Source organism: Ectothiorhodospira haloalkaliphila ATCC 51935 (genome assembly GCF_000633935.1).
Lineage (GTDB): Bacteria > Pseudomonadota > Gammaproteobacteria > Ectothiorhodospirales > Ectothiorhodospiraceae > Ectothiorhodospira > Ectothiorhodospira haloalkaliphila.
Window position 1 is genome coordinate 191,189 of sequence record NZ_KK214995.1, and the last position, 23,739, is coordinate 214,927.

18 protein-coding genes and 1 pseudogene are annotated in these 23,739 nt (G+C 56.5%); 12 read left to right on the top strand and 7 right to left on the bottom strand.

Annotation, left to right across the window (positions count from 1 at the left end):
* Positions 1–431 precede the first annotated feature (431 nt).
* The 3 genes from ECTHA_RS0100870 (at position 432) to ECTHA_RS0100875 (ending at position 3,210) form a co-directional block, all read left to right on the top strand.
* The gene (locus ECTHA_RS0100870) at positions 432–1,484 is read left to right on the top strand and encodes an SPFH domain-containing protein (RefSeq protein WP_026623430.1); all 1,053 of its coding nucleotides are present in this window, start codon (positions 432–434) and stop codon (positions 1,482–1,484) included.
* A 321-nt stretch (positions 1,485–1,805) separates the two neighbouring features.
* Complete coding sequence (locus ECTHA_RS19715) at positions 1,806–2,414, top strand: hypothetical protein (RefSeq protein WP_156946780.1); 609 nt, start codon at positions 1,806–1,808, stop codon at positions 2,412–2,414.
* A 46-nt stretch (positions 2,415–2,460) separates the two neighbouring features.
* Positions 2,461–3,210: a hypothetical protein gene (locus ECTHA_RS0100875; RefSeq protein ID WP_026623431.1), complete on the top strand. Its 750-nt coding sequence runs from the start codon at positions 2,461–2,463 to the stop codon at positions 3,208–3,210.
* 129 nt (positions 3,211–3,339) lie between these two features.
* Here ECTHA_RS0100875 and ECTHA_RS19720 read toward each other — a convergent pair whose 3' ends face one another.
* Together ECTHA_RS19720 and ECTHA_RS0100885 are read right to left on the bottom strand one after the other, a co-directional pair.
* Positions 3,340–4,182: a hypothetical protein gene (locus ECTHA_RS19720; protein WP_156946782.1), complete on the bottom strand. Its 843-nt coding sequence runs from the start codon at positions 4,180–4,182 to the stop codon at positions 3,340–3,342.
* A gap of 215 nt (positions 4,183–4,397) precedes the next feature.
* On the bottom strand, positions 4,398–5,012 hold the full coding sequence (locus ECTHA_RS0100885; protein WP_026623433.1) for a hypothetical protein: 615 nt from the start codon (positions 5,010–5,012) through the stop codon (positions 4,398–4,400).
* Positions 5,013–6,475: 1,463 nt separating this feature from the next.
* Here ECTHA_RS0100885 and ECTHA_RS16420 point away from each other — a divergent pair.
* Positions 6,476–6,655, top strand: coding sequence for a carbon storage regulator (locus ECTHA_RS16420; protein WP_035368898.1), 180 nt, complete (start codon positions 6,476–6,478; stop codon positions 6,653–6,655).
* A 308-nt stretch (positions 6,656–6,963) separates the two neighbouring features.
* Complete coding sequence (locus ECTHA_RS19725) at positions 6,964–7,638, top strand: hypothetical protein (protein ID WP_156946784.1); 675 nt, start codon at positions 6,964–6,966, stop codon at positions 7,636–7,638.
* Between the two features lie 6 nt (positions 7,639–7,644).
* Here the strand turns inward: ECTHA_RS19725 and ECTHA_RS19730 are convergent, their stop codons facing one another.
* Both ECTHA_RS19730 and ECTHA_RS16425 read right to left on the bottom strand, forming a co-directional pair.
* Positions 7,645–8,766 carry a hypothetical protein gene (locus ECTHA_RS19730; protein WP_156946786.1) on the bottom strand — a complete coding sequence of 374 codons (1,122 nt, stop codon included), beginning with the start codon at positions 8,764–8,766 and terminating at the stop codon, positions 7,645–7,647.
* Between the two features lie 46 nt (positions 8,767–8,812).
* Positions 8,813–10,027: pseudogene (locus ECTHA_RS16425) on the bottom strand (tyrosine-type recombinase/integrase); the annotation flags it as partial.
* A gap of 462 nt (positions 10,028–10,489) precedes the next feature.
* Here ECTHA_RS16425 and ECTHA_RS0100905 point away from each other — a divergent pair.
* A complete protein-coding gene (locus ECTHA_RS0100905) occupies positions 10,490–11,551 on the top strand; it encodes an efflux RND transporter periplasmic adaptor subunit (RefSeq protein ID WP_025281202.1) in 1,062 nt (353 codons plus the stop codon).
* Positions 11,548–14,712 (top strand): efflux RND transporter permease subunit, encoded by a 3,165-nt coding sequence (locus ECTHA_RS0100910; RefSeq protein ID WP_029762327.1) that lies wholly within the window; start codon positions 11,548–11,550, stop codon positions 14,710–14,712. Before ECTHA_RS0100905 ends, ECTHA_RS0100910 begins: the two co-directional genes overlap by 4 nt.
* On the opposite strand, the gene ECTHA_RS0100915 is transcribed toward ECTHA_RS0100910, so the two are convergent.
* From ECTHA_RS0100915 to ECTHA_RS18770, 3 genes are all read right to left on the bottom strand, one after another.
* Positions 14,699–15,550, bottom strand: coding sequence for a universal stress protein (locus ECTHA_RS0100915; protein WP_025281204.1), 852 nt, complete (start codon positions 15,548–15,550; stop codon positions 14,699–14,701). The two genes, ECTHA_RS0100910 and ECTHA_RS0100915, sit on opposite strands and share 14 nt — an antisense overlap.
* 19 nt (positions 15,551–15,569) lie before the next feature.
* On the bottom strand, positions 15,570–17,063 hold the full coding sequence (locus tag ECTHA_RS0100920) for a SulP family inorganic anion transporter (protein ID WP_025281205.1): 1,494 nt from the start codon (positions 17,061–17,063) through the stop codon (positions 15,570–15,572).
* A 1,124-nt stretch (positions 17,064–18,187) separates the two neighbouring features.
* The gene (locus tag ECTHA_RS18770) at positions 18,188–19,759 is read right to left on the bottom strand and encodes an ABC1 kinase family protein (RefSeq protein ID WP_025281206.1); all 1,572 of its coding nucleotides are present in this window, start codon (positions 19,757–19,759) and stop codon (positions 18,188–18,190) included.
* Between the two features lie 279 nt (positions 19,760–20,038).
* On the opposite strand from ECTHA_RS18770, the gene pufA reads away from it, so the two are divergent.
* From pufA to ECTHA_RS0100955, 5 genes are all read left to right on the top strand, one after another.
* Positions 20,039–20,239 carry a light-harvesting antenna LH1, alpha subunit gene (gene pufA, locus ECTHA_RS16435; protein WP_025281207.1) on the top strand — a complete coding sequence of 67 codons (201 nt, stop codon included), beginning with the start codon at positions 20,039–20,041 and terminating at the stop codon, positions 20,237–20,239.
* A 26-nt stretch (positions 20,240–20,265) separates the two neighbouring features.
* Positions 20,266–20,403, top strand: a complete 138-nt coding sequence (gene pufB, locus ECTHA_RS0100940; RefSeq protein ID WP_025281208.1) for a light-harvesting antenna LH1, beta subunit — start codon at positions 20,266–20,268, stop codon at positions 20,401–20,403.
* Between the two features lie 476 nt (positions 20,404–20,879).
* Complete coding sequence (locus tag ECTHA_RS0100945) at positions 20,880–21,698, top strand: motility protein A (protein ID WP_025281209.1); 819 nt, start codon at positions 20,880–20,882, stop codon at positions 21,696–21,698.
* Positions 21,695–22,621 carry an OmpA/MotB family protein gene (locus tag ECTHA_RS20260; protein WP_026623435.1) on the top strand — a complete coding sequence of 309 codons (927 nt, stop codon included), beginning with the start codon at positions 21,695–21,697 and terminating at the stop codon, positions 22,619–22,621. The genes ECTHA_RS0100945 and ECTHA_RS20260 overlap by 4 nt, the downstream gene beginning before the upstream one ends.
* A gap of 35 nt (positions 22,622–22,656) precedes the next feature.
* Positions 22,657–23,739 carry an SO_0444 family Cu/Zn efflux transporter gene (locus tag ECTHA_RS0100955; RefSeq protein WP_203225306.1) on the top strand — a complete coding sequence of 361 codons (1,083 nt, stop codon included), beginning with the start codon at positions 22,657–22,659 and terminating at the stop codon, positions 23,737–23,739.

Sequence of the window (23,739 nt, forward strand, 5' to 3'; positions counted from 1 at the left end):
GCCCGAACCCTCAAATGCGTTTCACCGACGCGCGCGAAGCCCACCCCAGCCGACGTTGCGTTCTCGTCCGCCTAAGTCGATTTGAACGGACTCCATACAACACGGGTCGCTGGTCGACAGCTCAATTTTCCCCCGAACACCACTGATCCTAAGTCGTACCGGCCTATTTCCCCTCGTGGAACCAATGTTTTCATGTTAGGGAAGTCTCTTAAATCTATGGGCTCCGAAGAATCGAAGCGGATCTGCGTTTGAACCCTGCATGTTATGGGCAGCGGCCTATCCGTGGATCTAACTCTCATGTTTGGAAGCAGAGTGAAAAGGCACTATTTGGCATTTGGCCAAAAAGCTACCTCAGCTGGCCCCGTTTTTGTGCCGCCTTGAGCGGTGCACTCTAAACGCGTTCTGTAGAAAATAACAAAGGAGATGTCTAAATGGCATTGATCGATCGAATTAAATACGACTCATTATCTGACGATGTGGTCGTATGGAAATTTCCAAGCGAGGATATCTGTCTCGGCGCGCAGCTAATCGTGAATGAAAGCCAGGAAGCTTTGTTCGTCAAGGGCGGAAAAGCCCTTGATTTGTTTGGTGCAGGCACACATACATTGAAAAGTGATAATTTGCCTTTGTTACGCAAATTGATCCACTTTCCGTTCGGTGGGAAAACCCCGTTCTCCGCTGAGGTTTGGTACGTAAATAAAACCGCAAAACGCGATCTGAAGTGGGGTACCAAGGGCCCCATCCAAGTTGTGGACCCTTTGTATAACTTCCCTGTAAGCGTCAGGGCATTTGGTAGATGGGGTATGAGGGTAGTAGATGCGCGAAACTTCATTCATCAGATTGTTGGTACTCAAAGTTCTTCTTCTTCTTCCAAGGGATACATTGGTGCTGAGCGGATTGAAGAATACTTTGTTGGCGAGATCGTGCAAAGACTTTCTGATACGCTCGGTAAGTTTTTTGTAGAAAGGAACAGTTCCGTTTTTCAAGCGAGTGCGCATCTTAATGACCTGTCGTCGTTCGTTGCGATAGGTGTCCGCTCTGAGTTTCATCGCTTTGGAATTGAGATTGTTAACTTCAATATTGAGCGTATAAGCATACCAGACGAAGAGCAGAAGAAATTCCAAGAAATTCTTGGAAAGCGCATGGAAATCGATCAGGTCAGTAAGGCGCAGGTGAGCCAAGCTTATACGACGATGCGCACTTTCGATACCCTTGAAAAAGCGGCTGAAAACGAGGGTAGTATTGCGGGTCAATCGCTTGGTGCTGGTCTAGGCCTAGGTGCGGGGTTAGGTGCCGGTGCTTCAATTGGTCAGCAAGTCGGCAGCGCAATGAATGTCCAACCCCAGGAGGAGAAAAAAAAGGAAGCAATATCTCAAGGCGACCCAATAGCTAAACTCCAGAAATTGAAACAGATGCTTGAAGGTGACTTGATAACCCAAGAGGAATTCGATCGTAAGAAGAAGGAGATTCTTGATTCCATGTGAACGGAGTTAACATTAATTCGCGCGGCCAAAAAAACCGTAATAATTATTTTGTTTTGGGATGTGAGTGTCTTGCGGAGAAAAATAAACATCGTTGCTATTCAGGCACTAGATTTAGCCCATCAAGTCCGTAGATATATTACGTGTTGTGCTTGTAGCTCATCTTCAGGAACGAAAAATGAACACTTCAAGCATACGGTGTCGTAATTTCGTGCTCTAACTTATTGTTTTTCTCGGCTTGAGCAAAAACTGATAGTCTGAATAGTAATTAAACATCAATGCTCGACAGGCTCGTAGCGGCGAATATGGTTAGGGGGGTAGCAAATGGAAATAAGCGAATGCCCGCAATGTGGTGCGGCGACGACACCATCTTTGCGAAAATGTGAGTATTGCAAGGCTGAGTTTTTTGTTAGCAGCCTAGCGTATCTCGGAAGGTTTGATTCAAATGGAGTTGGCAAATATTTGGAGCATTATAAAGACTTAACGCGTCGCGATCCATGCGATGCCGAGGGTTTGCTTGGCCTCGGGCTATGCTATTTACAGATGGGTACTTTTCCGCTGGCCCGGAAGTATTTTGAGAAGATTATCGACGCATCTCCAGATATTTCGCAGGCCTATTACTATTATGTTCTTGCAGGTATCAGTGGGCGGCGACTAATGACACTGTCTCTCAATGAGGCAAGGCAGTTTGTTACGTATCTTCATACCGCGATTCAGTTGGATGATGAAATGCCGCAGTACAAATTACTGTTGGCAATGCTGAAGAGGGATTATTACGAGACAAATGGAATGAGGGATTCATCACCTCGGGCTGCTGAACTTCTAGCTCAAATAGAGGGTTGTAATATTAATAGAAATGAATTAGAAAACTTAAAGGCCGCCGTAAAAGTTGCAAAGGAGGATCAATATTATGAACTTCTAGTGGTGCGATGATATTGTGCGAAAGGCAATTAATAAGTTAGATAAAAAGGAAACGCAAATGTCGGATGAAGAGAAGCAGGAAACGCAAATGTCGGATGAAGAGAAGCGTCAAGCTGTCAAGAAGTACTTCAAGGAATTTCCGAAGGGGGCTGTTTGGGCAATTCTAATAGGCATTCCATTAATACTTCTATACGGACTTGGTATTATACTAATAGCAATTGGTGTTATAATGATTTGGTCGTGGAGTAAGAGGCCGACTGACGCGGAAATGGATAATTATATAGCTGAGGACTTATCAAAAGCAGAGAGTAAAGCACTTCAAAAAACCTCAATTGATGAGTCCGAGCTGGTTAGCGAAGCTGTCGTGGTGACCGGCCCGAGGCTTTGGAATACTGCGGGTGCAGAGATTCTTTTTAAGAAGGGTAAGGATGAATTGCTGAGGTTTACACCGATAAATATAAGTGTGCTTCATCTGACTCAGCATCAGATTGTCTCTTATCAAGCCTGTTTAGACTTATTGACGGGGAATTTATTAAACGAGTCGACAGACGAGTATTTCTATAAGGATGTCGTTTCTGTTGCAACAAAGACTGAGTCAAACTCATTCACCTCTGAGAAGTTCGGCACGATCCAATTGAACGCTGCTGAGACCTTTGTTCTCACCACCTCGGGGGGGACTTCCGTTAAAACGGTGCTGAAAGATCCTAAGCTTATCGAAATTATGGGTGGTGGCGATATCCCAACAACGGACGCTGAGCGTGCGATTCAGGTTGTAAGAAAGATGCTTCGAGAAAAGAAGCAGACTTAACGCACAAAGTGGTGGATTCGAGTGAGGGCGGATGGTTAGCCCGCCCTCACCACGCGGTCTGGGGGGGGGGTGGATTGAAGAATAGCCTACTTCGCGGATACCATATGATTCTAAGGCGATCATATCTCCTCACGACTTTAAGTCAAGTTGCTTGCCTTTACCATGTTCAATTAGTCGAAGACTCTCGCTTTCTGGGTTGCTTAATTCATTTTGATGATCATATCCTGGAAATACCTCGCGAGCTATGTTGTTTGTTCCGGCGGCCATGCTTTCCTGCACCTTCTGCACGGCGAACAGGCGCTTCTTTACCTCGTGAAGCGCTCGTACGTTTTTATCCTTGATGGCATTGATTTGTTCCTCGGTGAATTGGCATTGCTTTTCGATCGTTGATTTCTGCTCGCGCGTCTCAACTAACATAATTTCTTTTTCATTTATTTTCTCTAGAATTCTTATTTCATTTAGTATGCTTCTTAGCTTTTCCTTATGAATCTCAACTAAATGTTTTGATTGCTTAAGATCCGTTAAGTATTTTGTGATTGCTTCTGCTTCCCTTAAGCGTCTAATCAAGTTGTCGACTTCATGCTCAAGGATTACAAGTCGTTTATCAAGATCCCTGTTATGTTTCATTAGTTCAGTGTAATGATGTTCTAGTTGCGCAAGTTGGCGATCTTGTGTTTCGTCAACTTTTAGGCACTCGGGTATCGAAGACAGTACATCGCTGATTACCGACATGCAGGAGTGAAACGCGTGATTGCTTTCATTGCAACGTAAATTCATCAAGCGCAGGTAGTTTCTATAGTTTTTTTCTCTTTCTGACATTACCTCTCGAACGACAGCTATTTTATCAAGCATAAGTTCGTATTCTTGTGCTTTGGCTGCGTATTCCTTATGGCTACTAAGTTTATTTTTTTTACGTCCGAAGTTCTCGTCAGTGGGTTTATTTTTCCTGTGATGCTCTTCTTTGCTTTTCATAAGTAATCTCGCCATGGCTTTGACGGCAGGTTATTGGCTTGAAGTACTCGTTCGAATTGTTTCTTTTCTCTGGAATTTAAATTGTGAATCTTTCTTTTCGCTCCCTTGGGGTTGATTTGCTGATCACTTGTAATTAATGCCTTCTAGTCTTAGCAGGTGCTTATTGTTCTTATGATTGATGACTATCCGCCGCTGCCTCTCGTGCCACGGATAGATCACGACTGGTTCTGATCAGAACTTAATTCGCGCTCCACAATTGCTCGGAGTTCGCTAAGCTTTTTTCCAACTAGAGTCCTAGTTTCGATTTCTGTGGCGGTTCTATTGAATTCAAGCATCGCCTTCTCATGCTCGATTCTCCGCTTATAATCCTCTTGCTCAAATTCACGCCGGATCGAATCAATTTTTGACTCGTGCGAATCCGCAATCGATTTTATTTCAGTTGCAGACTGTGCGTCTATGTATTTCTTGTACGAGCGAATGTAGAACCAGAAACCTAAACAGAAAAGAATGGCGGTTGTGGTTACCGCTCCAATTGCTAAGTTCCTTTGGGTGTTTGCCTCAGCGTAGATCTCTTCGGCTATCTCTTTCCGGAATTCTTCTGCATAACTTGATCTTAAACTTTCTTTTGATATCTTTTCTCTTTCGCGCATTGCCTCTAGTTGAGCGGCTAGTGTGGCATTTTTGAGTAAAAGCTCAGTGTTCTGTTCTGATAGCGATTCCAATTTATCCTCAAAGCGTGAAGCGTCATTTGTGTCTCCGCAACTTAGTAAGATTGGCGTACAGATAATAAGAAATGGGAGTCGATAAAACGACACTTTTAATGTGTTCATGAGTGAATTCCTGTTGATATACAGATTCAGCTTTAGCGAAGCCCGAAAACGATAACTGGCAGCGGTGATGAGCTCTTACAAAGGGTTATGACAGATTATTACCGGAATTCGTGGGTAAATCTCACCAAAATGCGTGATAAATTTTCAAAAATAGCAAGATAAATGAGGAAATCAGGGCTCACCGTTGCGCCAGTTCGGTGAACCCCAGATGCCCCTGTTACGGTCCCGCCCTATCAGAGGTCTTCCATCCCACCCTCTCTGCGGCGAGACAAAGGGGCCAGTCCCGGACTGAGCGCGGAAGGTAACGCCTCCGCACGCAGCTTGGGTTGGCCGGCGGCTGACAATCAGAAGGGTGGCTCATCTCCCGGTAGCGGGCAAGCCCGGCGGCGGTTTGCCGTGGCATGGTCGGGGGGGGGTTGTTGCATCTGTCTCATGCACGTGCAGCTGCGCGAAGTACACGGACTCCAGGTGGTCCACCAGATTGAGCAAGACAGTGTGCAGGGCGCGCACCGTGTCGGGATCCAGGTTAACGGGCAGGTTGGTGGGCGCCATGGGAATCGGGTTCAGGGTGCCGCCACGATCCCGGTCGACTTTGCGGCCATAGCACCTGTGGCACTACAGCCCAGCGCGACCACAATGCAGGCACCGCTTGGGTCGATACCCCTCGGGATGCGTCAACCAAGCCGATAAGTGTTGCTCAAGGGACGCAATCCCTGGCAGGATCAAAGCCATGGGGCTCGTGCCTTCTGGTGTTGTTTTTTTTGTCGAAGATTTCACACTACCAGAGGTGTACCGGCCTTTTCTTTGACCCGGATGTCCCGGATTGAAGGCGGAGATGTGCTTTAACAGGCCCTCAAGGAGCCAGGGATGTGGAGGTGGTGGTAAGCGGGGTCAGTGCGGGACGTAACAAGGAAGGAAGCTCGAAAGGCGGAACTGAAGGCCCTGCAGGACCTGATCATGCCGTTTTTCGATGCTTTGGAGACGTTCAGTGCCCGATTGGCCTTGCTGGAGAAAAAGGTCGAGAAGAACAGAACAACCCCGGCAAGCCGCTCCGTCCTCGGAAGGCCCGCGCATGCCCCATCACCTTCTGGTGATCCTGCAGCGGCTCGGCGGAGGCCGTCAGCCCTTTTTCGATGACGAACTTGATCTCGCCCAGTGCGGGGGGGGCCTCGAGCGCTGTGACGCAAGGACACCAACGATATGTATCGGCATGCCTTGGCCTGGGCTCTTGGTGCCAAATCCCGAGTCCAACGAGTAGGGCACCTGCGAAAGGCTCATGTTGTAATGCTTTGCTACTTGGGATACATTCAGGAGAAGTTTCCCGCCAAGGAGTGGTCAGCAGATGAAATTCCCCACCGTATATCCCTCAGTTCCTGTCCTACAGGCCTCGCGGCCCATCTCCGCTCACGTGTTGGTATCCAAGGCGTACGTGGGCGAATCTGCGCAACAAGGAGTCCTTTTGCATGGAAATATTTGACCTGAAGCTTAACGATCGCATTCAGATCGGTGATGATGTGGTGATCGAGATTTTGAAGCGCACCGGTATACAGGTCAAGATTGGTATTGAGGCTCCCCGTGATGTGAAGGTCTATCGCAAAGAGCTTTATGACCACTTGCAGGCGACGGGAGAGAAACGTGCGTAGAGTGCTGAACGTTACCAGCCGCCCCACGTGAAGCTTGTCACACGGACCAGGGCATGGCTGCCACCTACGGGAGCGCCGGCGAGGCTGTCAAGGTAGATGGAACCTGCGTCATGTCGTCTGTAATGAAGCACGAGGATGATTTTGAGTTTCGGGGTTGCGCGCTACACCTGGGCTCTCGGCCTACAGGTACAGGTATGATCGAACCAGCGCTCGGGATTGATGGCGGAGGCTAGAGCGTAGCCTAAATGTTAGCTCAGTGGTTTTCATGTATTTATTAATTGACCATAAATTTCCATGGTGAGGTTAGCGTGAAGCTATTAGCGACTTTGGTTTTGGCCTTTTTTGTTGTTTTATCGTCTGCTTGCTCTGCTCAAGACGAGGACCTTAGCAAGTATATTAATAGAGAGCACTTGGGTGTGACAGTCGCCTACTTTGAGCAATTAACCGGGCCGGCGATGAGGGTGGGATTTGATTCACGAGAGTACCGAATCGGGGAGTGTCAATTTAAGGCGCATGTGTCTAATGACTCGATAACCGCGTTTTCAATGGCAACCAATGATGGTTGTTATTTTGACATGAGTTCTTTTCTATTTCCTGACGAGGAATACGCTTTTTTCCGCGATGCATCATTTGGTGATGTGGACGGTGCACTGGGTGGGATCAGTCACTACCATGCCGATTGCTTGATGTCCTGTGGTAACGCCATTGATCCATCCGTTTATTTGCATTGGTATGGCCCTAGAGTGCTGGATTGGATCGAAGTTGTTGTGAGTGCAGAGATTGTAACTGAAGAGATATCTGCTGCAGCTTCAAAAGTTACAGACTACTTAATAGAAAAGCATGGGGAAGACTGGGTGATGTATCAGGATTTTAATTGCTCACCTGAGGATTATTATAGTGTTGCTCAAAGGGCTTTCAATGATGTTAAGGTAAGTGAAGTTAAAGTGGGATATTATGTCTATAATCCGGGTTGCGATTATTGAATGAGTTTAGCTTGTGTTACGGTTAGCACTAATGCCGTTTGTCTCCAATTTTTTCGCCCTTGCTTTGTTTCTGTATTTATTGTTGGGTTCGGCTTTAATGATGCTGTAGATCGCCTGCTGGAGAGTTTTTTTCTGGACGCCTATTTCGTTTAAGCTGTCATAGCACGATTCGGAGTCATTGTAACCACGTTGATCCGAGATGTAACGCTCAGCAAAAATATCAATTATTTTTAATAGATCTGGTACGCCTTTATTCCGAGAAAGACGCTCTTTAGAAAAACCTTCTAAGCTAATATCATGATTTGACGGGGTTTGTCCATGTAAGCAAAGATGAGGTGCTTGCTCTAAGCATTCACGGGTGACGTTCTTGTTGTTCTGCCATCTCTCATTGATCCATATCTTGATCGCTGTCTTCGGGTTAATGCTGTTTTTTTCTAATCTTTCGAGGCCGCCGCAATGATAAAGATGCCAGTGCACGGCGTGAAGGTCGCGAATTAGCATGTTCGACCATTTGTTTATCTGATAATCCCCTACTTGATCATAGTTTTTGGGTCCGTAAAGGGCGTGGTGGCGTTTGTTTATACTTGCCAAGTCACTCCTCAATAGGAAACATCCTGAGAGTGCTATTGTCGTGTTCGTTGTGCTGTCGTTGTCTTTAAAATAAAGCTCGTGGTTATGATAAGGCCAAATGTAATCGTCTATATGGTTATGATAGTGCTTGCCAGATAGAGCGTGGTAGGCAGGGCTCTTGAGGGCAAGGTGGTAAGGGTCGCTTGCAGTTATGCGGCTACGTGTAGGGTTCGCGGTTGCCACCTTTACCGGTGTCGACGTTCCCCATTCGCCAGAGAGAAGTATTTTCTCAATGTCGTTATGAGAGGGTATGAACCCATCAACTTTTCCGATATCAATCCTAAGCGGGTTTTCTCCCGTGCGATCGAAGATCCCTGGTCTATAGTGGCGAGGAAATCGCAGCCCAATAGAGATAGCTTGCCTGGGGAATACTATCAATGATGATTGTGTGTCATTAACGAGGTCGATAAGTAATTCCAGTTTTATTTTTAGTTCTTCTAGTGTGGCTTGTACCGATATGATTTCCTCCCATTCTTCTTCATGATAAACATCGTTCATTCGGGCCCCCATTTTGGTATATCGCGCATCAACAATGCTGCCACAGCTATTTTGCTGACTGTCGACTGTTCAGAATGCTGAAATCTACCCTGGAGAGTATTCCTCTGCCTGTTGGGTTCGTATAATCCGCCCAGTCTTGCATCATGTCTCGGCGTTTCTCGAATAAATCACCACGACGATAGGCTGCTTCGACTTTGTTTTCGATGGTGTGTGCCAGTGCCATCTCCGCGACGTCACGGGGGTAGCTGGTCACTTCGCCGGTCCAGTCTCGAAAGCTGGATCGAAATCCGTGCGGGACATAGTCTCCATTCTCACCACCCAGACCGTACCCCATGCCACGCATCAATTGAAGCATGGCCATGTTGGATAGGGGGCGCCCATAGCGCGCACCTGGGAATACATAGGCGGTACCCTGGACCTGGGGCATTGCTTTTAGCAATGTGACGGCTTGTCGAGACAGCGGCACCCGATGCTCACGGCCTGCCTTCATCCGGTCAGCTGGGATCGTCCAGATTTCATTGGTGAGGTCAATCTCTGTCCAGACCGAGTGAAGTACCTCCGATGTTCTGGTGGCAGTCAGGATCAGAAATTGCAGCGCCTTGGAGGAAATGCTGTCCTGTCCCTGAAGTGTGGACATGAACGTGGCGACTTCGTGGTAGGGCATGGCAGGATGGTGGACCACCTTTTTGACTCTTGATGGCTTGGGCAAGAGCTTGTCGAGGTGGCCACGCCAGCGAGCCGGGTTCAAGGGATCTCTGTAGTTATGCGCTGCTGCGTAGTCGAGGATGCATTCGATGCGCCCCTGCACACGCTTAGCCGTTTCGGTCTTGGTTGTCCACATGGGTGAAAGGATTTTCAGTACATCCTGGGTGGTGACCTGGTCGACTGGCTTGGCGCCGATCACCGGCCGGGCATAGGTCTTCAGGGTGCTGACCCACTGCCGAGCGTGCTTGACATTTCGCCAGCTGCGGCGGTGCGCAAAGATGTACCGTGCAGCGCAGTTCGTGAAAGAGGGGGTGGCTTGGATGGGCACCTGCTGCTGGACGCTTGCCTCGATGGGGTCAACGCCACTTTTGACGAGCTTGCGGCACTCAGACGCCCGCTCTCGCGCCTCGGCAAGAGGGACGTCCGGATAGGTGCCTAGCCCCATGTAGCGCTGCCTACCCTGAAGCTTGAATCGGTAGATCCAGCTGACTGACCCACTGGCACTGATTTGCAGGTAGAGCCCCAGGCCATCGCCGGTCATCCTTTTTTTTTCTCTTTGGCGAGCTTCTGAACCGCTTTGTTGGTCAGCTTTCCCATGGTGGGCCTCGTGGTATCGGCGCGTGATGCTAGTGAGGTTAACACATCGTGACCCACACGCTGACCCACACTTTGGAGCTGCTTGCGATAGCATTGAATTGTACGTAGCTGGACAGAAAATTCCAAAAAAGCTCGCAAAAATATGAAGCTACAGCAACTCCTGGGATGGATTTAGATTTGATGTATACGGACTCTCTCTCCGCCATGTTGTGCATCTAAGCCCCTGAATTCAGGGGCTTTTTTGTTGGTGTGACAGTTAGCAGCCCCCCAGCTAGTCCCCCGCGCCGATCAAATCCAATCAGCCAACGGCATCCCCACCGCCACCCTGGAACTCAAGAGCCAGTTCAAGCAGACTGCGTCACAGCCCCGACTTCGGTACCATCGAAGAGAAAGCCGACTCCCCGATGCCTCCATGCCCCTCATGTCCCTGCGGCTTCCCAGTCGCCTTATCCTCCTCCTTCTGGCTGCTGCCCTCTGGCTGACTGCCTGCGGCGAGACGAATCAGGGCGATCACGCCGAAGAGGCCGAACGTGGTGTCCCGGTAGCAGCCGCCGAGGTCCGGACCCGGGATCTGTCGCGCAGCCTCACCCTTTCCGCCACCATTGAACCGCGGGTCGTCATCCGCCTGGCCAGCCGCACTCAGGGCACCATCGACCAGGTGCACGTGGAGGCGGGTGACCGGGTGGACCGGGGCGATCTGCTGCTGGAACTGGACCTCTCCGAACATCGGGCCGAGCTGGCCCGGGCCCGGGCCCAGGAAGAAGAGGCCCAGTTGGAATACGACCGCAGCCAGCAACTGCGTGGCGAGGGCGTGGTCAGTGATGCCGATTTCCAGCGGGCTCGGGTGGCCCTGCAGATCCATCGCAGCCAGCGTCAGCTCTGGGAAACCCGCATCGCCTACGGTCGGGTGATGGCCCCGCGGGATGCCGTGGTCACCGACCGTTTCGTGGAACCCGGCGAGGCGGTGGAGGCCCAGGACACCTTGTTTGAGCTGGCGGCCATGGATGAGCTGGTCATGCGCCCCGGCGTTTCCGAGAGGGACGTGGTGCACCTGGAAGTGGGTCAGAGTCTGCCCATCACCCTGGATGCCCTGCCCGATGAGACCCTGGAGGGGCGTATCCGCCGCATCTTCCCCATGGCCCAGCCGGGCAGCCGCCTGGTGACCGTGGAGGTGGCGCTGCCCGCCGATGCCACCGGGCGGGGTGTCCGCCCCGGTTTTCTCGGGCGTATTTCCACCCGCGTGGACGCTCGCCCCGAGGCCCTGGCTGTCCCGGCGGCGGCCATCGGCGAGGATGACGAGGGGCGCTATGTGTATCTGATACACGATGAGCGCCTGGAACGTCGCACCATCGACATCGGCGTGAGTCGGGGCCAGTGGACCGAGGTACTGGAGGGCCTGGAGGATGGTGATGTAATCCTGGCCACCAATCCCATCGACATGAGTGAAGGCACCCGCGTGCGCATCGTCGGGTGGCGGGGATGAATCTGTCCCATCTGTCCATCCGCCGGCCGGTCGGTACCCTGGCCCTGGCCTCGGTGGTGTTCGTGCTGGGCCTGTTCTTCGTGGACCGGCTGCCCATCGACCTGTTGCCTAATATCGAATATCCCCATATCCGTGTGACGGTGAACCACCCGGGCGTGGCCCCGGAGGTGATGGAGGAGCAGGTCACCCGGGTACTGGAGCGCAACCTGGCGGCCACCGAGAACCTCACCCGCATCTACAGCCGGGCCTCGGAGGGGCGCACCAACGTCAACCTGCTGTTCGAGTACGGCACCAACCTGGACCTGGCCCTGCAGGACGCCTCACGGTATCTGGAACTGGCCCGCACCCAGTTGCCACCGGATATCGAGCCCCCCCGACTGTACAAGTTCGACCCCTCCCAGGACCCGGTCTGGCAGGCGGGTTTCAGTTCCACGGTGCGCTCCGAGGTGGAGGTGCGCGACTGGGTGGAGAATCGCCTGGCGCCCCAGTTGCTGGCCATTCATGGCGTGTCCGGCGTCGAAGCCGCCGGCGGCATGGTGCGGGAGATGGAGGTGATCGTCGACCAGGTGCGGTTGCGGTCCTATGGCCTGACCATGAAGGATCTCATCGACACCCTGGAGGCGGAGAACGTGGATATCGCCGCCGGCTGGGTGACCGGTGAAAGCTTTGACGTGATGGCCAAGACGGATGGCCTGTTCACCTCGGTGGCGGACATCGAGAACGTCCTCATCGATCTGCCGGGAGATACCCGTCAGCGTATCCGCCTGTCGGATGTGGCCAGTGTGCGTGACGGGCATCGGGAGCAACGGCTGTTCGTGCGCCTCAATGGTACGCCAGCGGCGCAGATCTCCGTGTTCAAGCTGCCCGAGGCCAACACGGTGGAGGTGGTGGATCAGGTGCAGGCCACCCTGGCGCGCCTGGAGCGTTCCGGTTACATCCCCGAGGACATTGCCCACCAGGCGACCACCGATCCGGCCTTCTTCATTCGCGGTGCCATCGGCAGTGTGGCCACGGCGGCCATCCTGGGCGGGGTGCTGGCCATGCTCATGGTACTGCTGTTCCTGGGGAGCCTGCGCAAGGGGTTCGTGATCGGGTTGTCCATCCCCATCGCCATCATGGCGGCGTTTGCACTGATGGGGGCCAGCGGCCTCACGCTCAACATCATCAGCCTGGGTGGGCTGGCCCTGGGGGTCGGCCTGCTGGTGGACAATGCCATCGTCATGCTGGAGAACATCTACCGGCATCGGGAGCAGCTGGGCAAGTCCTCCCGGGACTCGGCCCTGGATGGCTCCCGCGAGGTGGTCTCGGCCATTACTGCCTCCACCCTCACCAATCTGGCGGCGGTGCTCCCCTTCCTGCTCATCACGGGCATCGCATCGCTGATCTTTAGGGATCTGATCCTCACCATCGCCTTTGCCATCATCGCCACCCTGGCCGCCGCCCTGACCCTGGTGCCGATGCTGGCGGCCCTGCTGGGTGAGGTGCGATTCACGAGCGGTCTGGAGCACAGCCGTCCACTGCGTGCCTTCAATCGAGGAATCGGCCATCTGCGGCGTGGCTATCGACGCCTCCTGGCCCGGGTATTGCGTTGGCGCTGGGCGGTGGTGGGGTTGGCCGGCGTGGCCCTGGTAGGGGCCTGGCTGGTTTCCACGCAGCTGGGAAATGAGTTTTTGCCCCAGGTGGATGACGGCAACGTGAGCGTGCGCATGGTGTTACCGCCGGGGACCCCGCCTCAGGAGACCGATGCGGCGGTGCGCCAGATCGAGCAGCGTCTGCAGGATCTGCCCCATGTGGAAACGGTATTCAGCATGGTGGGTGGGCATCTGAGCGGGGGCATCATCAACGAGCGACCCGGTACCGCCAACCTGCGTGTGCAGCTCACGCCTGCCCGGGACCGCCCCGGCACCTCGGCAGGTGAGTGGGTGGCCGATGCCCAGCAGGCACTGGATGAGCTGGATCTGCCGGGGGCCCGCATCAGTGTGCGGCCCCCCTCCATTCCCGGGCTGAGATTCGGCACGGGTGACGCGGATCTGGAGGTGGGTATCGTCGGCGAGGATCTGGATCAGTTGCAGCGACTGGCGGGGGAGGTGAGCGCCCGGCTGGAGGGAATCGCAGGTCTGGAAGGCGTGGAGGTGGGTCGCGAGGACCGCAGCCCGCTGCTGCGGATCATTGTCGATCGGGAGCGGGCGGCGGACCTGGGAATGCGTGTGTCGGAAGTGGGCGGGGCCATTCGCGACGCCGTGGACGGCGCCGTTCCCACGCGTTTTCTCACCCAGAATCAGGAGTACGATGTGCGCGTGCGCCTGCCCCGGGAGAGGGTGGCCGACACCGAGGCCCTGGGGGGCATGCTGCTGTTCCGCCAGGAGGGTGAACCGGTGCTCCTGCGCGACGTGGCCCGGTTTGAACTGGGTGAGGGACCGGCCCATATCGAGCGGGAAAACCAGAGCCGCATCGCCCGGGTGAACGGGGACATCAACACGGCGGTGGCGGACACCGGCACCATCATGGCGCAGGTGGAAGAACGCCTGGCGGATCTGGAACTGCCGGATGATTACAGCCTGATCTTCTCGGGCCAGTGGGAGACCATCCAGGAAACCCAGCGGGAGTTGCTGACCGTGGTATTGCTGGCGGTCTTTCTGGTGTTCGTGGTGCTGGCGGTGCAGTACGAGCGCCTGAGCAATCCCCTGGTGATCCTGTCGGCGGCGCCCCTGTCGCTGGTGGGGGTGGTGAGCATATTGTGGCTCACGCAGACGCCCCTGTCGGCACCGGTGATGATTGGTGTGGTGCTGCTGGTCGGCATCGTGGTGAACAATGCCATCCTTTTGGTGGAGTACATCGAGATGGGTCGACGGGTGCAGGGCCTGGGTTTGGCCCGCGCCGTGGTGCGTGCCGGCAGCGTCCGCCTGCGGCCCATCCTGATGACCACATCGACCACCGTGCTGGGCATGACACCGCTGGCCACCGGTATGGGTTCGGGCACGGAGATCATGCAGCCCCTGGCCCTGACCGTGATCGGGGGGCTGCTGGTATCCATGTTGCTGACGTTGCTTGTGGTGCCGTGCCTGTATCTGATCCTGGGAGGGGCTGCGCAGGGGATGAAGCGGATGCTGATGGGGCACGCCGACCCCTCATCCCCCGGCCTTTCCACTACCGCAGGATGATCAACGGAATCGGCGAGCGCATGATCATGTTGGTGGTGGTGCTGCCCACAAACCAGCGCCGCAGCCGGGAGTGGCCGTAGGCCCCCATGGCCAGCAGATGGATGTCGTGTTCCTGGCGGTAGGCGCAGACCGCTTCAGCCACATCACCGGTGCGGATCTGCGCGCGTGCATCGAAGCCATTTTGAGCCAGCGTGCCGCGGGCGTTGTCCAGGCGTGAGCGGTTTTCCTGATTGTCGTCGCCCACCATCAGAATATGGGCCTCCAGTCCCTTGAGCAGGGGGCTCTCGGAGACTTTTTCCACCACGGTATGCGCCGTGGCGCTGCCATCGTAGGCGATCAGGAAACGCTCCGGCTCCCGGTATTCCAGAGGGGCCACCAGCACGCCGCGCTTCAGGGTGCGGATGATGCTCTCCAGGTGGCTCCCCACGTGCTGTTTGAGCATGTCGCCATCCTTGCCCTGCTTGCCCACCACGACCAGGCGAGCCTCCTCCTGGATATCGTCCAGGGCTGCGGTGACGCCATCATTGCGCAGCAGGCTGCCGGGGTCGGCGACGCCATTGGCGCGAACCCGTTCCAGCGCATCGTGCAGGATGGCGCGCCCCTGTTCCCGCAGCAGCTTGCCGCGCTGCTCCTCGGCCTCTACCATCTGCTCCAGCAGGGCCTCGCGGCCCCCCAGGCTGAGGTTGCCGCTCAGGTCCCGCTGGGCATCCGCATGAGGGTTGTGGATCACATGCAGCAGGGTGAGTGGCGAGTTCATGCGCCGGCTTGCCCAGGCGGCGTAATCACACACGGACAACGACGAGCGCGAGCCATCGATACAGGCAATGACCTTGTTCATAGGGGCATCCTCCAGCAGGTTAGTGGCCCATGAGCCGGTCAGCGGCATCGGCCTTGTCGTGTGCGGCGTGACGGTCGACGATGGTGGCGGTGGCTTCATTCATGCCGATGATCTCCACCTCGACACCTTCACGACGGAAGTTGATGACCACGCGGTCAAGGGCGGCCACGGAACTGATGTCCCAAAAATGTGCACGGGACAGATCGATGGTCACCTTATCCAGATCCTCCCGGAAATTGAACGCTTGCATGAACTTCTCCGTGGAGGCGAAGAAGACCTGCCCATACACACGATAGGTGCGGTGCAGGGTGTGTTCATCCGGGCGGGTGTCGGTGTCGGCGCCCACGAACATGAACTGGCTGACCTTGTTGGCGAAGAACAGGGCTGCCAGCAACACGCCCGCCAGCACGCCCAGGGCCAGGTTGTGGGTGAACACGGTGACCGCCACGGTGGTGATCATGACGATGTTGGTGCTCAGCGGGTGATCCTTCATGTTCTTGATGGAGGTCCAGCTGAAGGTGCCGATGGACACCATGATCATCACCGCCACCAGCGCGGCCATGGGGATGATGCCCAGGATCGGACTGAGAAACACCACCATGATGAGCAGATAGATGCCCGCCATGAAGGTGGATAACCGCCCTCGGCCACCGGATTTGATGTTGATGACCGATTGCCCGATCATCGCGCAGCCCGCCATACCGCCGAAGCTGCCGGCAACGATATTCGAGATGCCCTGGCCCTTACACTCGCGGTTCTTGTCGGTGCGGGTGTCGGTGAGGTCATCGACGATGTTCTGGGTCATCATGGATTCCAGCAGGCCCACCACGGTCAGTGCCAGGGCGTAGGGCAGGATGATCCACAGGGTTTCCAGGTTCAGCGGGATGTCCGGCCAGAGGAAGACGGGCAGGGTATCGGGCAGTTCGCCCATGTCGCTGACCGTGCGGATGTCCAGATTCAGCAGCCAGGCCAGCAGGGTGAGTACCACGATGGTCACCAGTGGCGAGGGAATGGAGCGGGTCAGGTAGGGGAACAGATAGATGATGGCCAGCCCCAGGGCAGTCATGGCGTACACATGCCAGGTGACCCCGGTGAGTTCGGGGAGTTGCGCCAGGAAGATCATGATGGCCAGTGCGTTGACGAACCCTGTCATCACCGAATTGGAGATGAAGCGCATGTAGCGCCCCACCTGCAGATAACCTGCGATGATCTGCAGCACGCCGGTAAGAAGGGTGGCCGCCAGCAGGTATTCCAGCCCATGTTCCTTCACCAGGGTGATCATGAGCAGGGCCATGGCCGCGGTGGCCGCCGAGATCATGCCGGGTCGGCCGCCGGTGAAGGCGATGACGACCGCGATGCAGAACGAGGCGTACAGACCCACCTTGGGGTCCACACCCGCGATGATGGAAAAGGCAATGGCTTCCGGGATCAGGGCCAGGGCAACCACCAGGCCGGAGAGCATGTCACCGCGTATATTGGAAAACCATTCCTGCTTGATGCGGGTGAGGTTCATGGATGATGTCCTATGACTGCGAATTCGTTGTCGGCCGGGCCCGGATCATTGCCAAATGACGTCACGCGGCCCCGTCTGTGATGATCGGAGTCGCGAAGTACGCGGTTGAAACGGTCTTGTCAGGGCGTTTCTGCGAGGGGGCGTTGCCCGGGCGTGGCCGGGATCCAGTGTTCCAGCGACGGTCTTCAAGGAGTGCCGTGGGGAGGCCAATGAAGAGGCCAATGAAAAAGGGGCAGTAGTCTACACGGCGGGCAGGGCCTTGGCCAGCTTGTCAAGCCTTGCAATCGGCTGAGTGGGGCCTGATGTGGGTCCCGACCACTGTGTTCTTTCGTGGGACTGGGCCGAGTCCATCGCGTGGTTTCCAGATGATGCGGTGTGTCGACGATACCTGCAGTGATTCGCTGCTCGAGATGAGGCCCTGCGCGGGACCATCCGCTAACGCATACCGATCCGCGTGTCCGGCGACAAGCCCGGCCTGCAAATTGGCCGGCTGCGATGGCGGCACTTCGCCGACACCCGACACTCTTTGCCGAAACACGACTGGGCGCTGGCGTTGTTGACCAATGCCAGCCAGGGTGGCCTGGGGTTTGATGCAGCACCCCGGAGGAAGTTGAATCATTGGCACGAGGTCAATATCCCGTTGCTCTCAGTTCAATGATGTCGGTGATCTTTTCGCCGTCCCAGCGAGGTCAGACCCTCAAGCTCACTGAGGGCCACCAGATCGCCGGCTTGTTCGGCAATACCTTCGCAGAGGTCTATGGGTGGGAAACGGGAAGGTACGATCCGGTAGCTCTTGGGCCAATGCACCTCCACGTCAGGCCGTGGTGGTGGGGTGCCCAACAGTCAATCAGAACATCCTGCTGCCGATTTACAAGCTGTTTGCGGCGATCAACCCGGTGCGGGACGGAACTGTGTGGAGCCTTTGGTTGGTACGGGTGGAGCGGTGAGTCAGCCAAGATCATCCCGCGCACACTGGCGCAACTGAAATTGAAGATGGTGGATGAAGGGGTATTCGTACGCTTCTCACCGGATGATGCGGCGCTGGAGGCCTGCATGGCCTACGGATACTCCCTGGGCGCACGTCTGCGGGACAGGCAGGCAGCCTGAGGGGTTGGGCTGTCGCCTCACGCCTCCAGCCAGGGCTCCATTCGCTCCAGAAGGTTCATCCCGGGAGCCAGTTGACGCAGAACACCGTCCAGCAGGCCGACGCCGCGGCCGACACGCATCAGTTCAACGGGCAAGCCCTCAATGCGTGAACCGAGGCGTCGGCCAAGCTGGGCCGGGTCCTTGCTTGCGGTCAGCGGCTGGCCCGCCTCACCCAGGCCGTGACTTCCCAGCAGCAGGTCCACAAGCCAGAGCAAGGCGTCGGCATCCTGCACAGGATCAAGATCCAGTCCGGCTGCCGCGAGGGCACGGCTCAAGGCGCTGAAATCCCCCCTCATCAAGGCTCCAACAGCCTGCTTCAGAGCCCTTCTCAGCCCCTCGGGCAGGGGCCCGGTGAGGCCGTGATCCAGTAAGACCAGGACCGGACCATCAGGGCCAGGCCGTACCCACAGGTTGCCTGGATGGGGGTCCGCATGGAAGTAACCGTGTTGGAACAACTGCTCTGCATAGACATCCATCAATTGTTCGGCCACGGCCCTCGGGTCAAGGCCGGCCCGACGAAGCCCTTGGACATCGTTGATCTTGATGCCTTCCACCCAATCCGACACCAGCAGCCTGGAAGTGCTCAGGCTCTCTAGAACCTCCGGGATGACCACCCGACGCGATGCCAGCAGTTGCCCCAGTTGCTTGCCTGATCGGGCTTCGCGGAGGAAGTCCACCTCCATGGGCAAGGTCTGCCGCAGGTAATCCAGCACGGGTTCGAGCCGCAGTTCGGGCTCGAGGCGACTGATCCCGTTCAGGATGTGCTCCATCGCGGCCAGGTCGGCTTCGATCAGGTTCTGCATGTCCGGATACTGAACCTTGAGGGCCACCCTGCGTCCGTCATGCAGGCGGGCGTGATGTACCTGGGCGATGGAGGCGGCAGCCACGGGCTGGGGGTCCACCTCGGCAAATACCCGATGAATCGGCTGCCCCAGTTCCTGGGTGAGTGCCTGTTCGATCACGGGCCAGGGTTGTGGTGTGACCCGGTCCTGCAGTTGGGACAGTATCTTCGTGTAGGTGAGTGGCAGCAGGTCGGGCCGGGATGAGGCAAACTGGGCCGCCTTGATCAAGCTGCCACCCAGGGACTGCGCGGCGGCGAGCACCCGGTGGGCGCCGCGCTCGTGTTGCAGTTCCCAGTCCCGGGACGTGGCCAGCCAGGGGGCCCAACGGCCACGTTCGCGCAGCACCGCATACCCCATCCACAGTTCCTGGGCCATCAGGCCCAGGATGGCGCTGCGAGCCAGGGGCCCCCAGGGGGGTGTCGGCACCGAAACGAGCGGCGGGCGAATCCAGGGTGCGACCTGGCGGCCGGCGTGGTCCATGGCCCCCAGGGCAGCGGTGGACCATAGGGTCCAATGCGACCGGTTCAGATCCATGCAGCGCAGCGGCAGCAAGCCATCGAAGGGGCTGTTCGTCTCGTTCCACAGTGCCAAGTACTCCAGGGTTGCCCGGTTCCCTGCATGCTGCGCACCCCTCTGTGTGCCATGCAGCATTTCCTGCCAGAGACGCAAGGCATCCAGAGTGCCGAGAACAAAGGGCTGATCGTGCATCGTGATCTCCTCATTTCCATGGGCCGATGAGCTGGTTGCCAACCGGGTCGCACTGATGGCCGTCGCCGTGGACTTGACCTCGCGCAAGCTTTTTCGCCTTCGCTGAATGAAGCTGTATCGTCTGCTTGACATCTTTCCGCGTCAACGTAGACTTACAACCAGGCTACAGTTCTGGGTTGTGCAGGCAGCAGGAATCGGCACCACCAACCCTGTGGCAGTGCTTGAAGAGTAACCGGTTCCCTAAAGAAATCCGGTCTTTAAACCTAGAGGGCTTTACCAATGAGCGAATACAGAGCGAGCAAGCCGAGCAATCCCGCCGACGACTGGAAGCTGTGGTTGGTGGTCAACCCAGGCACGTGGCTGATGCCGATTCTGATGACCGTACTGGTGGTGGCTCTGGTAGTGCACGCCTTCGTTTATAGCAACGATAACTACAATCCGCTGACCTATGAAGTGTCTGCGGAAGCCGTTGCTGAATAATCTGACGTAATTGGAGGGTTCAAACCATGTATGACAGCATCTCCGGCCTGAGCGAAGAACAGGCAAAAGAATTCCACGAACAGTTCAAGACCACTTTCACCGTGTTCATGGTGCTGGCCGCTGCGGCCCACTTCCTGGTGTATCTGTGGAGACCTTTCTACTAAGGTCCTATCGGCTGCCTTGCTAAGAGCAGGGTAGCGGTACAGGTGGGGGAGTTCTGATAAACCCTGGCTGAGGGGGCATATCAGGCTCCACCACCTTCCCACGTTTCTTTCCTTTCCTTGTATTCCCTTCATGTGGCGAGATGAGGGCGTAGGTAGGAGTTTGACTAAAACCATCGGGTATTGCAACCCCCTGGACGCAGTTTGACCCCCGAACTGCCGAGAATTTTTTTCGGTGTTTCCCCGACACCTTCAGTCTCCCTGGCGTCAAATCGCTGACATCCCTTGAAAATCCTCCTCTTGCATCGGTACCGATGAGCCGCCTGCGTGTCTGTAAACCGGCAAGACCTGGCCGCTTTGGGCGGCTCAAGATTCCATCTGTTGGTCACGAGCGGCCGTGAACTGCCCCTGAAGGGGGTCTGATCAAGATGGCATGCACTGTGCATCGAATGTTGCAAACAACATCAACCGGTGCACAGATGCGCAAGAAGATTCTCTGGGTTTTGGGTGCTGTGGGTTTCCTCACCCTGATCGCCCTGTTGGCCTCCACCGTCGGCCTGGCATGGGCCAATCTTCCGGGGCTCATGCTGGTGGTCGGGGGCACCTGGCTGGCTTCCGTGATCGGGCATTCCCCGAAACCCGTCATGGATCTTTTGAAACGTTTACCTGAATTGTTCCGGCAACCCCCGGTGGTACACCTGCCTACCCAGGATCACAAACGCCTGTTGAAGGTTGCTGACCTGTGTCGGCGTGGTCATGTGCGCATCGCGGAGGACACCGCCAAGACTATTGGTGACCCGTTTCTCATGGCCGGTGCCCGCCTGGCCCTGGATCGTCATAGCGGAGATGAACTGGTGCGCATGCTGCAATGGCGCATCCGGCGCCAGAAAGAGTCGGACCATCGGGACATTCGCATCTTGCGCACCATGGCCACGTTTGCCCCCGCGTTCGGCATGCTCGGTACGCTGGTCGGGTTGGTGGCCCTGCTGGGTAACCTGGGGTCGTCAGGCCTGGAGTATGTGGGGCTGGCCATGGGGTTTGCGCTGATGAGTACGCTCTATGGGCTGCTGGCGGCCAACCTGATCTTCAAGCCGCTAGCCCTTAAATTGGAGGACCGCTCCCGGCACCAGCTGCTTCACATGAATTTCCTGCTGGATGCAGTGCTCATGCTGCATGAGCGTCAACATCCCGTGATGATCAACGAGTTTCTTGAATCCGTGCCACGGGATCGGGATGAGCCCGCCGAATGGGCAAGCGCACCGGTCCGGGCCTTGCCGCAGGAGAGGTTGCGGGCATGACCACTTCAGCCTGGGGACCGAAGGTAGCACCCGGGGAAAGCATCCCCGCAGGCTCGTTCCGGGGTCGGGAACACGTGGAGTTCGACGAGCCGGTACAGACTGATGGGGGCTGGACCGTTGGGTACCTGGATGTGCTTTTACTGCTCGTGACGCTTTTTGCCGCCCTGCTGGCCGCAGCCTATCTGCAGATCGACGAACTGCAGGGGCGATTCGCCAAGGCAGACAGCGAACCACAAACCGTGAACCTGCAAACCTTGTTGGAGCCAGCGATACCAGAACCTGCCTCTGTCATCCCGTCCCCCAATACACCTCCCGCATGGCCCATGGACCCAGCCCCGCCGGTGCCAGCGCTAACCTATCCTGCGCCGGAAGTGTTGACCCAGACCATCCCGGTGTTATCCATAACGGACGCGGCCGCGGCTCCTCGCATTGAGTCCGTCCCGGCACCGATCCTGGTGGAACCTGTGGAATCCCCCGAGGTTCCGCCGGCACTGGAGGCGCTGGCCGATCTGGTGGCCGGCCAGGGAGCGGAACAGCCATTGGAGATGCTCATCGAGGAGCATCAGGTGCGCCTGGAGGTGGGCAACGACATCCTGTTTCCTTCCGGTACGGCCCAGTTGAGTGAGGCGGGTATCGGTCTTCTGGAGGAGGTGTATCAGGTTCTGGCCCGGGAGGCGTTGAGCATCATCGTCGAGGGTCACACGGATGATGTGCCCATCAATACGGAGCGGTTTCCTTCCAACTGGGAATTGTCCTCGTTGCGCGCCACCACGGTGGCCCGGCAACTGATCGAACTGGGCATCCCGGCCGACCAATTACGCATTGCGGGTCACGCCGACACACGCCCCCGAGTCCCCAACGACACCCCGGAAAACCGTGCCCTGAACCGCCGGGTGAGCCTGGTGCTCGAAGTGGCCCAGTAAAGAGATTTACCATCTTTCTGCCTATACTGGCGGACATGACCATACTCAACGCCATTCTGGATCTTGCGCTGACGGCCGCCCCCTGGCTGCTTTTGGGTTTACTGGCAGCGGGCGTCATCAAGGCATTTCTCTCCGAGGCCCGGATGAAAAGCTGGGTGGGAGGAGAGGGCTTGAAGGGGATTTCCCGGGCGGCTGTCATTGGGGCGCCATTGCCCCTGTGCTCCTGTGGTGCGATTCCCACCGGCCTTGCCTTGTACCGGGGTGGGGCAGGGCGGGGGCCCTCCACCGCCTTCATGGTTGGCACACCGGGGATCGGGGTGGATTCACTGGCAATCAGCTATGCCTTGCTCGGCCCCTTCATGATGGTGGCAAGGGCTGCGGGTGCGGTCACAACGGCCGTGACCACGGGACTGCTGGTCAATCTGAGTCGTCCGAGTGTGACGCCAAGCCCCGAATTCCCCGATACAAGCGCGGCGGGAGACAGCTGTTCCAGCGGTTGTTGCAACACGGGGTGCGACGGCGAGCCAGAGCCTGAACCACAGGCTGCAGCGGCGGGCGAGGCAGGTTGGCGGGTTCGCCTGGCCTCCGGCATGCGCTATACCTTCTCCGATCTACTGGATGACATCAGCACCTGGATACTGGCGGGGCTGATCCTCGCCGGTGCGCTGGTGGCCCTGGTGCCACCGGAGTCCCTCTCGCAATGGGGTAGCGGGCCGCTGGCCATGCTGGTGATGGCCCTGATCGGGGTGCCGCTTTACATTTGCGCCACCGCGGCCACGCCGGTGGCGGCGGGAATGCTGATGGCGGGCGTCTCCCCTGGCACGGCGTTGGTCTTCCTGCTGGCCGGGCCCATCACCAGCATGGCTACGTTGGGCGTTTTGCGCCGGGAAATGGGCAATCAGGCCCTGGCGCTTTACATGACCGGCATCGTGACCACCACCATCGCCCTGGGTCTTGCAGTGGATCTGATCGTGAAGGCCAGTGGCCTGGATCTTGGTCAGCAACTGGGGGCAGCCCGTGAGCTGACGCCCATGTGGCTGGAAATCGCCGCGCTTGTAGTCCTTCTGGCTGTGGGGATTCGCCCGGTACGCCGAGTCCTGATGCACCGCTGGAGCTGA